General features: G+C 68.7%; 15 protein-coding genes. 10 read left to right on the top strand and 5 right to left on the bottom strand.

Annotation, left to right across the window (positions count from 1 at the left end):
• Positions 1-32: 32 nt before the first annotated feature.
• From AB0I69_RS04450 to AB0I69_RS04430, 5 genes are all read left to right on the top strand, one after another.
• Complete coding sequence (locus tag AB0I69_RS04450) at positions 33-2,177, top strand: RICIN domain-containing protein (protein WP_363094172.1); 2,145 nt, start codon at positions 33-35, stop codon at positions 2,175-2,177.
• Positions 2,178-2,203: 26 nt separating this feature from the next.
• Positions 2,204-3,502, top strand: coding sequence for a ThuA domain-containing protein (locus AB0I69_RS04445; RefSeq protein ID WP_363094008.1), 1,299 nt, complete (start codon positions 2,204-2,206; stop codon positions 3,500-3,502).
• 120 nt (positions 3,503-3,622) lie between these two features.
• Positions 3,623-4,330 carry a TetR/AcrR family transcriptional regulator gene (locus AB0I69_RS04440; RefSeq protein ID WP_363094007.1) on the top strand — a complete coding sequence of 236 codons (708 nt, stop codon included), beginning with the start codon at positions 3,623-3,625 and terminating at the stop codon, positions 4,328-4,330.
• The gene (locus tag AB0I69_RS04435; protein ID WP_363094006.1) at positions 4,323-5,066 is read left to right on the top strand and encodes an SDR family oxidoreductase; all 744 of its coding nucleotides are present in this window, start codon (positions 4,323-4,325) and stop codon (positions 5,064-5,066) included. Before AB0I69_RS04440 ends, AB0I69_RS04435 begins: the two co-directional genes overlap by 8 nt.
• Before the next feature lie 29 nt (positions 5,067-5,095).
• Entirely contained in the window at positions 5,096-5,995 is a 900-nt protein-coding gene (locus tag AB0I69_RS04430) for an SDR family oxidoreductase (protein ID WP_363094005.1), read from the top strand.
• A 277-nt stretch (positions 5,996-6,272) separates the two neighbouring features.
• Here AB0I69_RS04430 and AB0I69_RS04425 read toward each other — a convergent pair whose 3' ends face one another.
• From AB0I69_RS04425 to AB0I69_RS04415, 3 genes are all read right to left on the bottom strand, one after another.
• Complete coding sequence (locus AB0I69_RS04425) at positions 6,273-6,782, bottom strand: hypothetical protein (protein WP_363094004.1); 510 nt, start codon at positions 6,780-6,782, stop codon at positions 6,273-6,275.
• Complete coding sequence (locus AB0I69_RS04420) at positions 6,779-7,195, bottom strand: DM13 domain-containing protein (protein WP_363094003.1); 417 nt, start codon at positions 7,193-7,195, stop codon at positions 6,779-6,781. The genes AB0I69_RS04425 and AB0I69_RS04420 overlap by 4 nt, the downstream gene beginning before the upstream one ends.
• A gap of 200 nt (positions 7,196-7,395) precedes the next feature.
• Complete coding sequence (locus AB0I69_RS04415) at positions 7,396-8,028, bottom strand: helix-turn-helix domain-containing protein (protein ID WP_363094002.1); 633 nt, start codon at positions 8,026-8,028, stop codon at positions 7,396-7,398.
• Positions 8,029-8,233: 205 nt separating this feature from the next.
• Between AB0I69_RS04415 and AB0I69_RS04410 the strand changes: the two genes are divergently transcribed.
• Entirely contained in the window at positions 8,234-9,439 is a 1,206-nt protein-coding gene (locus tag AB0I69_RS04410; protein ID WP_363094001.1) for an alpha/beta hydrolase, read from the top strand.
• A 7-nt stretch (positions 9,440-9,446) separates the two neighbouring features.
• Here the strand turns inward: AB0I69_RS04410 and AB0I69_RS04405 are convergent, their stop codons facing one another.
• Entirely contained in the window at positions 9,447-9,965 is a 519-nt protein-coding gene (locus AB0I69_RS04405) for a proline dehydrogenase (protein WP_363094000.1), read from the bottom strand.
• A 225-nt stretch (positions 9,966-10,190) separates the two neighbouring features.
• Here AB0I69_RS04405 and AB0I69_RS04400 point away from each other — a divergent pair, with 225 nt between their 5' ends.
• Positions 10,191-10,760, top strand: a complete 570-nt coding sequence (locus AB0I69_RS04400; RefSeq protein WP_363094171.1) for a hypothetical protein — start codon at positions 10,191-10,193, stop codon at positions 10,758-10,760.
• Positions 10,761-11,037: 277 nt separating this feature from the next.
• Entirely contained in the window at positions 11,038-11,493 is a 456-nt protein-coding gene (locus AB0I69_RS04395) for a hypothetical protein (protein ID WP_363093998.1), read from the top strand.
• Positions 11,494-11,514: 21 nt separating this feature from the next.
• On the opposite strand, the gene AB0I69_RS04390 is transcribed toward AB0I69_RS04395, so the two are convergent.
• A complete protein-coding gene (locus tag AB0I69_RS04390; protein WP_363093997.1) occupies positions 11,515-12,744 on the bottom strand; it encodes a SpoIIE family protein phosphatase in 1,230 nt (409 codons plus the stop codon).
• Positions 12,745-12,868: 124 nt separating this feature from the next.
• Between AB0I69_RS04390 and AB0I69_RS04385 the strand changes: the two genes are divergently transcribed.
• On the top strand, positions 12,869-13,408 hold the full coding sequence (locus tag AB0I69_RS04385; RefSeq protein WP_363093996.1) for an AAA family ATPase: 540 nt from the start codon (positions 12,869-12,871) through the stop codon (positions 13,406-13,408).
• Entirely contained in the window at positions 13,383-14,291 is a 909-nt protein-coding gene (locus AB0I69_RS04380) for a fructosamine kinase family protein (protein ID WP_363093995.1), read from the top strand. The genes AB0I69_RS04385 and AB0I69_RS04380 overlap by 26 nt, the downstream gene beginning before the upstream one ends.
• Positions 14,292-14,512: the final 221 nt, after the last annotated feature.

The raw sequence follows: 14,512 nt of genomic DNA, 5'->3' as shown, positions 1-14,512 counted from the left end.
CGCTCACGGCGGTCGCGCTCGTGGCGACGACCGTGACCGGTATCGAGTTCGCCGCGCAGGGCTCGGCGAGCGCGGCGAACACGGCTGCCGCCGCGATACCGACCGGCTACACCACCGTGGTCAACAAGGGCAGCGGCAAGTGTGTCGACGCCCGCTCGGCCGCGAGTGCCGACGGCACCGCCGTCCAGCAGTACACGTGCAACGGAAGTACCGCGCAGAACTGGCAGTTGGTCGCCACCGACAGCGGCTACTACCGCGTCAACAGCAACCTGAACGCCGCCGAGGCCTGGGACGTCACCGGCGTCTCGACCGCCGACTCCGCTCTCGTCCAGCTGTGGACCTACTCCAGCGGCGCCAACCAGCAGTGGCTGCCGGTCGCCGAGGCCGACGGCGCCTACCACTTCGTCAACCGCAACAGCGGCAAGTGCCTCGACGTGCCGAGCGCGTCGACCGCCGACAGTGTGCAGTTGGCGCAGTACACCTGCAACGGCACCGCCGCGCAGTCCTTCACCCTGAGCGGCGCCACGACCAACCCGCCCGGCACCCCGGACTTCGGTCCCAACGTGACGGTGTTCGACCCGTCGATGTCGGCGTCCAGCATCCAGTCCAAGCTGGACTCGGTCTTCTCCCAGCAGGAGACCAACCAGTTCGGCTCGGCCCGCCAGGCCCTGCTGTTCAAGCCGGGTACGTACAGCGCGAACGCAAACGTGGGCTTCTACACACAGGTCGCCGGCCTGGGCTTCTCGCCGGACGACGTGACCATCAACGGCGCGGTGCACGCGGAGGCCGACTGGTTCCAGGGCAACGCGACGCAGAACTTCTGGCGCGACGCCGAGAACCTGTCGGTCAACCCCACTGGCGGCACTGACCGTTGGGCCGTCTCACAGGCCGCCCCCTACCGGCGCATGCACGTGCGCGGCAACTTGGCGCTGGACGACGGCGGTTGGTCCAGCGGTGGCTTCATCTCCGACACCAAGGTCGACGGCCAGATCCAGTCCGGCACCCAGCAGCAGTTCCTCACCCGCAACTCCACGATGGGCAGTTGGTCCGGGTCCAACTGGAACATGGTCTTCGTCGGCGACCAGGGCGCACCCGCCCAGTCCTTCCCGACGTACACCAACGTCGCCAGCTCCCCGACGATCCGCGAGAAGCCCTTCCTCTACGTCGACAGCGCGGGCGCCTACCAGGTGTTCGTGCCCGGGCTGCAGTCCAACGCCGCGGGTACGACGTGGAGCGGGAAGACCCCGGCGGGCAAGTCCCTGCCGATCGACCAGTTCTACATCGTCAAGCCCGGCGCCACCGCGGCCGACATGAACACCGCGCTCGCGGCCGGCAAGAACCTGCTGGTCACCCCGGGCGTCTACCACCTCAACCAGACGCTCAACATCACGCGCCCCGACACGGTCGTGCTGGGCATGGGCCTGGCCACCTTCGTGCCGGACGGCGGGATCACCGCGATCTCCACGGCCGACGTGGACGGCATCGAGCTGGCGGGCCTGCTGATCGACGCGGGCACCACCAACTCCGGGACGCTGGTGCAGATCGGCCCGTCCGGTTCGACCGCCACGCACGCCTCCGACCCGACGCAGTTGTCCGATGTCTTCGTCCGCATCGGCGGCGCCACCGTCGGCAAGGCGACAAACTCGATGGTGATCAACAGCGCCAACACGATCATCGACCACACCTGGATCTGGCGGGCCGACCACGGCAACTCCGGCACGGTCGGCTGGACCACCAACACCGCCGACACCGGGCTGATCGTCAACGGCGCCAACGTGACGGCGTACGGCCTCTTCGTCGAGCACTTCCAGAAGACCCAGGTCCTCTGGAACGGCAACGGCGGCAGAACGTACTTCTTCCAGAACGAGATGCCCTACGACCCGCCGAACCAGGCCTCGTGGATGAACGGCACCGGCAAGGGCTATCCGGCCTACAAGGTGGCCGCCTCCGTAACGAGCCATGAGGCGTGGGGACTTGGCAGCTACTGCTACTTCAGCTCCAACTCCAGCGTGGTCGCCGATCACGCCTTCGAGGTGCCGAGCGTGTCCGGGGTCAAGTTCCACGACATGGTGACCGTCTCGCTGGGCGGTGTCGGCACGATCAGCCACATCATCAACAGCTCCGGCGGACCGTCCAACTCCAGCACCAACGTCGCCTACCTGACCAACTACCCGTAGACCGCACGGAAAGGATCGATCAGAAGATGAACACCATCAGATCCGGTTCCACCCGCGCGGCCCTGCGGGTCCTGCTCCTCCTGGCGACGGTGCTGGGCTTCGCGGTGGCACCGCCCGCCGCCCACGCGAGCACCACGGCAACGCCGTTCAAGGTCCTCGGCCTCTACAGCGGTACATATGACGCGGCGCACATCGACTTCGAGAAGGAGGCGAACGTCTGGTTCCCGCAGCAGGCCGCGGCGAACGGCTACACCTACACGGCCAGCACCAACTGGGACCTGCTCGCCAACGGCGGGGTCAACGCGTACCAAGTCGTCCTGTTCCTTGACGACCTGCCGCAGACGGCCGCCCAACGCACCGGTTTCGAGGCGTACATGAGGGGTGGCGGCGGCTTCATGGGCTTCCATGTCTCCGCCTTCACGACGGACGCGGCGAGCTGGTCGTGGTACCACAACACGTTCCTCGGCTCGGGGAACTTCGTGTCCAACACCTGGGGTCCGACAGCGGTGACCCTGAAGGTGGAGGACCACTCGATCCCGCCCACCGCCAACCTGCCGGCCACGTTCACCTCGTCGGTCAGCGAGTGGTACAGCTGGTCCAACGATCTGCGGCAGAACCCGGACATCAAGATCCTGGCGTCGATCGACCCGAGCAGCTTCCCGGTCGGCACCGATCCCAACCAGTCCTGGTACAGCGGGTATTACCCGATCATCTGGACCAACACGAAGTACAAGATGCTGTACGCGAACTTCGGCCACAACGCGATGAACTACACGACCAACACGCGCCTGTCGTCGACGTTCGCGAGCGCCACCCAGAACCAGTTCCTGCTGAACGGGCTCAAGTGGCTCGGCGGGGGCGACACTTCGACGCCGCCGACGGACACCCCGATCTCGGAGACGTCCTGGTACTCGGTGCAGAACGGCGGCAACGGCACGTGCGTCGACGCCCGTTCGGCGGCCACGGCCAACGGTACGGCGATCCAGCAGTACGCCTGCAACGGCACGACGGCGCAGCAGTACCAGTTCCGTTCCACCGACAGCGGGTACATGGAGATCACCGCGCGCGGCAACCCGGCACAGGCCATCGACGTGACCGACCGCTCGACGGCCGACAACGCGCCGTTGCAGCTGTGGGCCTACTCCGGCGGCACGAACCAGCAGTGGCAGCCCGTGAAGGAGTCGAGCGGGCGCTATCACTTCGTCGCCCGGCACAGCGGCAAGTGCCTCACCGCCCCCACCGCGGCGACGAACAGTGTCCAGCTCACCCAACGGACCTGCGACGGCTCCACCGCGCAGGCCTTCCAACTCGCCGTGCAGTCCTGAGCCACCGCACGGCACCCCAAGGGCGCCTCCCACCGCACTGACGCGGTGGGAGGCGCCCTTGTTTTCGCCGATAACAGCAGACTGTTGTCATCGCTACAGATCGCTGTTATCGTCGATTACATGAACACGAGATCGCTGATAATCGAAGCGGCGGCCGAGCTGATCGCCCAGTCACCCAGTGGTGACGTGTCCACTCGCGCGGTGTGCGAGGCGGCCGGTGTGCAACAGCCGGTGCTGTACCGACTGTTCGGCGACAAGGACGGACTGCTGGCGGCCACGGTCGACCACGTCTGGGACCAGTACCTGGAGACGAAGCGCGCCGCCGAGAAGTCCGAAGACCCACTGCGGGATCTCCGGGCCGGCTGGGACAGTCACACAGCGTTCGCGCTGGCGCACCCCAACGCCTACAAGCTGATGTTCGCCCCGGCGCTGCGTTCCGTGCCCGAGGCGGCGGCGGAGGCGATGCGCATCCTCCGCGGGGACCTGGAGCGGCTCGCCGCACAGGGCCGTCTCCGTATCGCACCGGAGATCGCGGCACGCATGGTCATGTCGGCCAACACCGGGGTGTCCCTGGCGCTGATCACCCGTCCCACGCTGTACCCGGACTCCGGCCTGTCGAGGCTGGTCCGGGACGCGATCCACCAGGCGATCCTGCTCGACCCGGCGGCGGACACCACGGCCGCGGACGCCCGCGCCGTAGCCGCGACCACGCTGCTCTCGTCCCTCGACGACCTCACCCCCGAACCGTTCACCCCCGCGGAGTCGGCCCTGCTCGGGCAGTGGCTCACGCAGATCCCCACCTCACAGAAGGACCCTCACCATGACTGACACCGACACCACCGCCCGCGTCGCCCTGGTCACCGGCGGTTCCGGCGGCATCGGCCGCGCGGTCGCCGAGCGGCTGGCCAAGGACGGCATCGCGGTCGGCGTGCACTACGCAGGCAACAAGGCCCGCGCCGACGAGACGGTCGCAGCGATCACCGCGGCCGGCGGTCGGGCGATCCCGGTCGGCGGCGACGTGGCCGACGAGCAGGAGATGGCGGCAGCCTTCGACGCGGTCGAGGCGGAATTCGGCGGACTCGACGTGGTCGTCAACACCGCCGGAATCATGGTCCTTTCGCCCATCGCGACCCTGAACCTCGACGACCTCGACCGCATGCACCGCACCAACATCCGCGGCACGTTCGTCGTCTCCCAGCAGGCTGCCCGCCGGGTGCGCGCGGGCGGCACGATCATCAACTTCTCGACCTCCGTCACCCGCACCAAGTTCCCGACGTACGGCGCCTACGTGGCGAGCAAGGCCGCGGTCGAGGCGATGACCCTGGTACTGGCCCGCGAACTGCGCGGCAAGGACATCACCGTCAACACGGTCGCCCCCGGCCCCACCGCCACCCCCCTCTTCCTGGACGGCAAGGACGAGGAGACGGTCCAGAACCTCGCCAAGGCCGCCCCGCTGGAGCGCCTCGGCGCCCCGGACGACATCGCCGAGTCGGTCGCGTTCCTCGCCGGACCGGCCCGCTGGATCAACGGACAGGTGCTGTACGCCAACGGCGGACTGGCCTGAGCCCCCTCCCCACTCAAGGAGTGAACCCCATGAACAACATCGTCGTGATCACCGGCGCCTCCAGCGGCTTCGGCGCGCTCACCGCCCGCGCCCTCGCGGACAAGGGCAACACCGTCTACGCGGGCATGCGACAGACCGGCACCCGCAACGCACCTCAGGTCCGGGCCGCGGCCGACTACGCCAAGGAGCACGGCGTCGACCTGCGCTCCATAGAACTCGACGTGAACGCGCAGGACTCCGTCGACGCGGCAGTCGACCAGGTCATCTCCGAACACGGCCGCATCGACGTCCTGATCCACAACGCCGGCCACATGGTCACCGGACCGGCCGAGGCCTTCACGCCCGAGCAACTCGCCGAGTTGTACGACGTCAACGTGGTCTCCACCCAGCGCGTCAACCGTGCCGCGCTGCCCCATCTGCGCAGCGCCGGCCGGGGTCTGGTGATCTGGGTGTCGAGTTCGAGCGTCAAGGGCGGCACCCCGCCGTATCTGGCCCCGTACTTCGCCGCCAAGGCCGCGATGGACTCACTTGCCGTCAGTTACGCGGCCGAGCTGGCCCGCTGGGGCGTGGAGACCTCCATCGTGGTGCCCGGCGCGTTCACCAGCGGTACGAACCACTTCGCCCATTCCGGTCACCCGGCGGACGGCGCCGTCGAGGCGGAGTACGAGACGCGGTACGCGGGCCTGATGACCCAAGTCGCGGACAAGCTGGCCGCGTTGGTGCCCGAGGGCGCGAACGTCTCGCTGGTCTCCGACGAGATCGCCCGCATCGTCGCTCTCCCCGCCGGGCAGCGCCCGTACCGGGTGCACATCGACCCGTCCGACGACGGCTCCGAGGCAGTCTCCGTCGTCGCGGACCGCATCCGCCGCGACTTCCTGACCCGCGTCGACCTCGCGGACCTGATGTCCGTACACCCAGCCGCGGCGTAACCCTCTCAGGAGAGTGTCGGGCAGGACCGAGGCCAGGTCGAGCAGGGCCAACTGGACGCCGAGCAGAGGGAGTTGTACGCGGAGCTCACCGGTGGCCCGCGTACCTCGGGTCCGCGCCACTTCGACCTCGCCGATGCCGACGGGCATCGGCGCCCTCAATGAGCACCAGTACGACAGCGCGCGCACGGCGTCGGGCGAGCGCGCGCTGTTCGAACTGTCCACCCTGGTGGGTTATTACAGCGCGCCGAGTCTTCAGCTGGGGCTGTTCGGTCGAGCGTCAGAGCCAGCGGCGGAACGGCTCCTGGAACACCACCATGTTCGGGCGTTTCCGGCCCACGGCCTTTTCCGCGAGGGTCGTCACGGAGAAATGTGCGGCCAGGAGCGGCCACGCGATGACGACTGTCGACAGGGCGGCCATGATCGGGTACTCCGTGATGAGCTGATCCGCACTCCAGTACATCAGCAGCGTGAAAACGGACGCCAGAGACGCGGGCAGCGAGAAAACTCCCAGGACGAGAACGACTCCCAGGGATGTTTCCAGAAGGGGCATCGCGAAGCCGAAGAAATGTGGCCATTCCGCGAGGGTGACATCCGAGAAACTCTTGAAGAATCCCGGAACCCTGCTGTTCGACTTCGCACTGTTCGCCACCAGCAGGATGTCCGCCGCGCCGAAGTGCGCCCGGTATTTCAGCGTCCCCTCATGGAGCCACAGGACACCGAGGGTGACCCTGACCGCGCCGGCGAGGGCCGCCGCGATCAGGGTCGGGCGAGCGATCGGCGTCTTCATGACAGTTTCGCGGCGCCGAATACCGCCTTCGCCTTGTCACAGTGGATGACCACGGTGGTGTACATGGACGCGTCGACGCCGTTGAGTGCGAAGGTCTGGGACTTCGCGTCGTACTTGACGGCTCCGAGCTGCTTGCCCGCCGACACGGCAGCTTCATCCGTGCCGTTTGTCAGGTAGACATGCAGGTCCGGGCCCTCGTCGGACGAGAAGCCCGACAGCATGACACCCGAACCGCTCACCTGCGCGGTGCCGGACACCTTCTTGCCGTTGAGGCCCGCGAACATGCCCTGCTTGTCCGCCGAGTGCATCGCCGGCTGCGAGGCCGACACGGAGGCCGCCGCCTTCGAGGTCGAGTCGCTGTTGTCAGACCCGCCGCACGCCGTGAGCGTGAAGGAAATCGCAACGAGAGCCACGCCGGCAAACCCGATTTTCCGCATGCCAATTTTCCTCTTCTTGATTCCACTGGAATCGGCGGCAATAGGAACGGGCCGCCGCCGACGAGAACAACCTACCCACGGAAAGCACGAAGCGGCCCGGTTGCCAAGGGGACGTAAGAAATGCATCACATCTATTGCGAGTTTCTGACGTCTGGAAAAATGTGTGCGGTCTCGGTCTAGCGTGGTCCGATGCCGTGGTATTCGGGGGCCGGGGGCAGCGGCTCCGTCCCGCCCGGCTGGGTACGCATTCCGTCGAGCAGCAGCCGCAGGTAGCGCCGCCACAGGTCGGGCTCGCCGGTCTGGTCGGTGACCGCGGCCACCATCAGCTGGATCATCGGCAGGTCCAAGGGCTCCATGTCCGCCCGCAGCGCGCCCTGCTCCTTGGCGCGGGCGATCAGCGGATCGACCAGCGGCTTGATCCGCCGTTCTACGAGTGCGTGTCGCTGAGCGGCCTTGCCGGTGCCGAGCATGACTTCGCGCAACCCCCGGTCGTGCGCCTGGAGTTCGCACACCTTCTCCAGGCTGGACGCCAGCCCGTGCCACGGGTCGAGATCGGCGGCGGCTTCCCGAGCGGACGCCTCGACACGGTCGATCATGTCCTCGAAGACCGCGTCGACCAACTCTTCCTTGTTGGCGAAGTGCCGATAAGCCGTCCCCACACCGAGTCCGGCATGACGGGCGACATCGTCGAGGGTCGCGGCCAGACCTCGCTCGCGGAACACCTCACGGGCGGCGACCATCAAACGACGGCGGTTCAGCTCGGCATCGCGCCGTAGCGGCGGCCTGCCGGGTTCAGCGAGTTCCGCCATGCCAGTCGTCTCGCCTTCCGGATGATGCCGAATCGTGCAGCTCATCGTACTGCCGCCAGCTGCGCACCCCTTGATCAGGCTCGATCCGGTGCGGCGCCCCCACTGAACCTAAACGGAGATAGCTTCTCCGTTTCATGTTACGGTGGCAGTATGAAACGGAGATCACATCTCCGTTTGGCGCCTCGCAGCAGTGGGAGAAGAAGACATGCACGCAGAGAACGCGATATCCCGAGGGAAGGCACGGGCAGGCCGACGGAGGGGCGGCGCTGCCGTCACGATCTCCCTCGCGGCGGGGTTGGCTCTGGTCGCCTGCTCCTCGGGCGGCAACAGCTCGGCCAGCGGTACGTCCAGCCCCAGCGCCGGCGCGAAGACGGCCGCCTGCCCCACGAGCACGGCCGCGGCCGGTGCCGGAACGCCCACCGCAATGCCGTCGGGCAACGCGGGCGGCCTCCCCGTGGCCAAGACCATCAAGAAGACGGACACCAGCACCAGCATCGTGATCAATCCCAAGGGCGCGCAGATCCGGTGCGCCACCTCAGGAATCACCACCACGAAGGACATCACGTACTCCTCGCCGACCACCAACGGCAAGAAGAGCGACCTCAAGCTGGACGTCCAGGTGCCCACGTCCACATCGGGCAAGAAGCCACTGGTCATCTATCTGACCGGCGGTGGCTTCGTCATGGCGGACCGCACCGCCAACTTGAATCAGCGCACCTATGTGGCCGACCAGGGCTATGTCGTGGCCAGCATCCAGTACCGCACCACCAAGGACGGCGCCACGTACAAGGACGCCGTCGCCGATGTGAAGTCCGCGATCCGATACCTCCGCGCCAACGCGGACAAGTACTCCATCGACGCCGGCCAGGTCGCCGTGTGGGGACAGTCCGCGGGCGGCTACCTGGCCGCGATGACCGGCGCCACCAACGGGGAGAAGTCCTTCGACGTCGGCAGCAACCTCGCCCAGAGCAGTGAAGTGCAGGGCGTCGTCGACGAGTTCGGCCCGGCCGACCTGTCCGAGCTGGCGGCCGACTACGACACGGCGGCGCAGAAGGCCAACTACGCGCCGGGCAACAGCGCCGCCCAGTGGGTCTACGGCCCCGGCACCAAGAAGTCGGTCGCGGACCGCACCAGTGAGGTCGCCGCCGCCGACCCGGCCACGCACATCAACTCCAGGACGGCACCCTTCGTCCTGTTCCACGGCAGCGCCGACAACCTGGTCTCGCCCAGCGAGACCCTGAACCTGCACACGGCGCTGCGCGCCAAGGGGATCGAGAGCACCCGCTACGTGCTCACCGGCGCCGGCCACGGCGATCTGTCCTTCACCGGCGACACCTCGGCCGCCCAGCCCTGGTCCACGCAGGAGACGCTGGGGCACATCGTCGACTTCCTGGGTCAGCACCTCAAGTAGCCGAGAGTCAGGCGACGTTGCCGATGACACCACGGGCGGCGAGCCGGAAGGCCCTCACTTCCCGGTAGAGGATTCGCTCCCGTTCGGCGGCAAGGGCGGAGTCCTCGGCCTTACGGGTGCTGTCCCCCGCGTGAGCGTCGTCGGCCATCCGGCGCATGACCTGGGAGAGTTCTCTGGAGGCGTCGGCGACCCGCTCGGTGACTGCCACGAGTGAAGCCGGCCCTTCGAGGATCACGACTTCGGCAGCGCGGTGGACCTCGCGGGCAAGGGCGATGAAGCGACGTATCTCCTCATCGACATAGGCCAGTTCGGGCTCGTCCGAACGCAGCGCGTCGAGTACGGCGTCCATGGCGATGTCGCGGTCGTGGAGCGCGCCGAGGTAACTGGCGTACGCGTCGCGGCGATGCTGACGGCGCCACTGATCGTGCTGTGCCCATGTCTGCGCCCGACCGCCCACGATGGCGGCACCCAGAGTGGCGACGGAGCCGACGGCGGCACCCAGCAGCGCGGCAAGTCCTGCGTCCATCCGGCCAGTCTGCAGTGGTCGGACGCCGTCCCGAAAACCGTCACGGTTCGTCACGCACCGTGCGGCCGGGCGGCCATATCTGACACAGTGTCCCTCAATCCACGCACCAGGGGGCGTACCGTGTCCAACTCCGCATGTACGCCGCCAGGTCAGCGGTCCCGGGCCGCCGGAGCAGCGCCGAAGAGGAAGCGCACTTGGAAACGCGTCGGCGGCGTCACCACGGCCATCCTCGTCATCGGCGGCCTCGGAACCGCTTGTGCCGTCAACACCACCGGCGGCGGAAGCGCAAGCGGCAACGCCAAGACGGGCGGCACAACCAAGACCGTCCCCCGCTTCATCGGCATGGGCCTCCAATCCGCCCAGGACGCTGCCCAGAAGCAAGGCTTCTACAGCCTCAAGTCGCACGACTCACTCGGCCGCGACCGCCACCAGATCCTCGACCGCGACTGGAAGGTCTGCTCCCAGAACGTGAAGGCCGGGACCACCGCGTCCACGGCCACCCGACTCGACTTCGGCGCGGTGAAGGTCGACGAGACCTGCCCGGCAAAGGACCGGTCCGCACCCGCGAAGGCCCACGGGACGATGCCGAACTTCAAGGGAGAGTCGGTGAACACCGCGCGCCACGCACTCGACTCCGGCACGTCCGTCACCGTCAACGACGCGTCCGGCAAAGGACGTTACGTCCTGATCGAGTCGAACTGGCAGGTGTGCTCACAGAAGCCACCGGCCGGGACGAAACTCAGCGGGCAACCGGTGGAGTTCGCCGCGGTGAAGTTCGGGGAGTCCTGTCCGTAGCGGCATCTGTCGATCCGTCAGGCGAAGTCCGGTCGGCGCGTTCAACCGGCCGGCGCTGCCAACGTCCGCTTCCCTGCGCGATCGCCTCTTACGGTTCGCCGCACAGGATGCCTCGGGGGTGCCCAGCGCCATCCCCGGAGGCCTTCCGCCGCACGGACCTGGACCGGGACTGGCTCAGCGGCGTGCTCTGCAAGGGCGCCCGTCGACTGCTGTACGTCGGGCATGTGAGCGGCGCACCGGTCGAGGGCGGCCAGAGCGAGGACGGCACTCTGCACCTGTGCTGCGACACGGGAACCGTCGGCCTGGCCTGGCCTGGCCGCTCCGCAGCCACCGTCCGCTGTCGGCCAAGGACCTTCTGCTGGGCACGCTCCCCCTGCGGGCGGACGGCGAGCCGGGCGCGCGCATCTGGCCCGCGCCGACCCGGGTCGCCCTCATCGGCTGCGAGAGCGGCGGCGATCTGCGGTTCGCCGAGTCGTTCGGGCTGGCGACGGCGATGCTCCACAACGGTGCCGGGCTGGTGACCGCCACCCGCTGGGTGCTGCCGACCAGCTTCGCCTTCCACCGGTTGGCCCAACTGCCCGAGTCCGTACGTCCGTTGTCGGAGGCGGTCATCGCGGTCGACACGGCTCACGAGGACGAGGACCCCGTGCACCGGCTCGACCGCTGGCGCGCCGAGGGCCGGATCGAGCACTCGCCGCTGCTGTGGGCGGCGATGACCTCCATCGTCGTATGACCCGAATCGGCCTGCGCCGAGTCAGAGCCGCACGATGATCAGGGCCGTGTCGTCGGTGGCGCCGCCGTGCGGGAGGAGTTCGAGGAGTACGGCGTCCGCGAGGGCTTCGGGGTCGGTGTTCCGGTGGCGGGCCAGGGAGTCGGCGAGGCGGGCCAGGCCTTTGTCGATGTCCTCGCTGCGGCGCTCGATCAGGCCGTCGGTGTAGAGGACCAGGGTGGAGCCGCGGGAGAACGTCGTGGTGGCCTGTGGTCGGGGTACCGGGTCGGGACGGGCGTCGAGGGGCGGGTCGGTGGCCCGGTCCAGGAACTCCACGCGGCCGTCGGGGTGGACCAGGGCGGGCGGTGGGTGTCCGGCGCTGCTGTAGGTGATGGTGTGGTGGTCGAAGTCGACGAAGGTCGTGACCACGGTGGCGGATTCGGCGCCGTCGACGACGTTGGCGTAGCGCCCCAGGACGTCCAGGGCCTGGGCGGGGCCGTCCGCGACGCGGGAGGTGGCGCTCAGGGCGCTGCGCAGCTGGCCCATGACGCCGGCGGCGGCCAGGCCGTGGCCGACGACGTCCCCGACGGACACGCCGATCCGGTTTCCGCCGACCAGGTCGACGACGTCGTACCAGTCGCCGCAGACGTTCAGGGAGCCGACCGCGGGCCGGTAGCGCACGGCGATCTGGTGGCTAGCGCCCTGGCGGCGGGTGGGCAGCATCGCCTCCTGCAACGCCAGGGCGACCTCGCGTTCGCGGGCGTGGGCGCTGCGCAGGCGTTCGTTGACCTCCTGCAGTTCGCGGGCGCGGGTGTACAGCTCGGCCTCCAGTACCCGGGTGCGGCTGCCGCCGGCGGCGCCGCGGGCCCGGATCAGCTCGGTGACCTCCTCGACCCGGTGGACGAGGAGGACGACCTTGCCGTCCGGGTCGAGCACGGGGGCGTTGACCGGGCTCCAGTAGCGCTGCTCCCACTGTCCGGGGCAGGCCGTCGACTCGACGTCGTAGCGCTGGAGGGCCATGGTGTCGCGTTCGCCGGTGGACAGGACGCGGCGCAGCGAGGTCTCCAGGTTGCGCATGCCGGTGGCGGCGGGGTCGTTCGGGTTGTCGGGGAAGACGTCGAAGAGGAAGCGGCCGACGACCTGCTCGCGGGTGCGGCCGGACATGCGCAGGAATTCCTCGTTGGCGTCCGCGTACACCAGGTCGGGCGTCAGCAGCGCCACCATTCCGGGCAGCCCCTGGAACACCGTCGCGTAGTCGATCGCCGCGTCCGTCATGGCCCTGCCACCAATCGCCGCTATCACACCATTTTCCCACGATATAAGCAGACCTGGTGTGGCTCAGGGGGCACTTTGCGTTCACTCGGTCACTCAGTGACACACGGTGGATAGGGTGCCCCGGATGACAACACCCTCCTCCCCCACCCGGCTCATCGTCCTGCGCGGCAACAGCGCCTCCGGCAAGAGCTCGGTGGCCACCGGTCTGCGCGAACGCTACGGCCGCAGTATCGCTCTGGTCCGCCAGGACGTCCTGCGCCGCGAGGTGCTGCGCGAGCGCGACATCCCCGGCGGCGCGAACATCGGCCTGATCGACCTCACCGTGCGGCACGCCTTGACGCACGGCTTCCACACCGTGCTCGAAGGTCTCCTCTATGTCGCCCATTACGGCGAGATGCTGGCCGGTCTGCTCGCCGACTTCCCCGGCCGCACGCACTGCTACTACCTCGACGTGCCGTTCGAGGAGACCCTGGCCCGGCATGCCACGAAGCCCATCGCGGACGAGGTGACCGAACACCAACTCCGGGAGTGGTACCGGCCGTTGGACGTGCTGCCCGGCGGTGTCGAGACGGTGATCCCGGCGGCGAGCCCGCTGGAGGAGACGGTCGAGCGGGTGCTGCGCGAGTCCGGCCTGTGCGATGTCCTCCGGTCGGGGGCTCGTTGACCGGTCGTACGCTGTTGCCGTGATCGAGAGCGAGACTCCGGGTGCGGCGGCGGCCCGGCTCACCGGATGCGCGGTGACCGGTGAGCGGCCGCTGTCCGGCACGGTCACCGAAGTCGCGCTCGGCACCGGGCAGTTGGTGATCATCAAGGGCGATACGGCTCCCGGTGCGGTGCGGGCCGAGGCGGCGGGGCTGCGTTGGCTGGCCGACGCCGGTACGGTTCGCGTGCCCGCCGTGCGCGGGTCGGACGAGCGCTGGCTGGTCACCGACCGCGTCCGCACCGGCCCGCCGAGTGCGCGAGCCGCCGTCCGGTTCGGCCGTGACCTGGCCGCCCTGCACGCCTCCGGCGCACCGACGTTCGGCGCCCCGCCGCCCGACGGTCCCACAGACGCGTACATCGGGCTCGCCCCGATGCGCAACGTGCCCGGCGCCGACTGGCCCAACTGGTATGCCGGGCAACGGGTGTTGCCGTATCTGCGGCGCGCGGTCGACGCGGGCACCGTGCGCGCCGACGAGGCGACAGTGGTGGAACGCGTCTGCGAGCGGCTGCCCGAACTGGCCGGTCCCGCCGAACCGCCCGCCCGACTGCACGGCGATCTGTGGAACGGCAACGTGCTGTGGGGCGCCGACGGACACGTCTGGCTGATCGACCCGGCCGCGCACGGCGGACACCGGGAGACCGACCTGGCCATGCTGCACCTCTTCGGCTGCCCGAACCTGCCCGAAGTACTGGACGGCTACGGGGAGTTGGCGCCGCTCGCCCCCGGCTGGACCGACCGCATCGGGCTGCACCAGCTGTTTCCGCTGCTCGTGCACGTGGTGCTGTTCGGACGCGGCTATGCCGAGCAGGCGCTGTCGGTGGCACGGGCGGCCCTGGCCGGATGACACCGGCCGGGGCCGCCGGTCACGACGGTCCCGGTCAGACGTGCGGGCGACGGCCCCGCTCCTGGTGCGGGAACTTCTGGTCCACGCCCGGCAGCGTGGGCTTCGGCAACGTTGCCACTTCCTCCTTCGCCTTCTCCAGTGAACCGCTCCAGGAACTGCAGCGCCGGGGTGCAGGACGAGCAGCAGCGGTTCCTCCAGGAGGACGGCCTGCTCGAAGGTGG

Origin of the sequence: Streptomyces sp. NPDC050508 (genome assembly GCF_040655155.1) — a bacterium.
Lineage (GTDB): Bacteria > Actinomycetota > Actinomycetes > Streptomycetales > Streptomycetaceae > Streptomyces.
The sequence above is the reverse complement of the archived record's forward strand: the minus strand, read 5'-3'. Positions and strand labels throughout refer to the sequence as shown.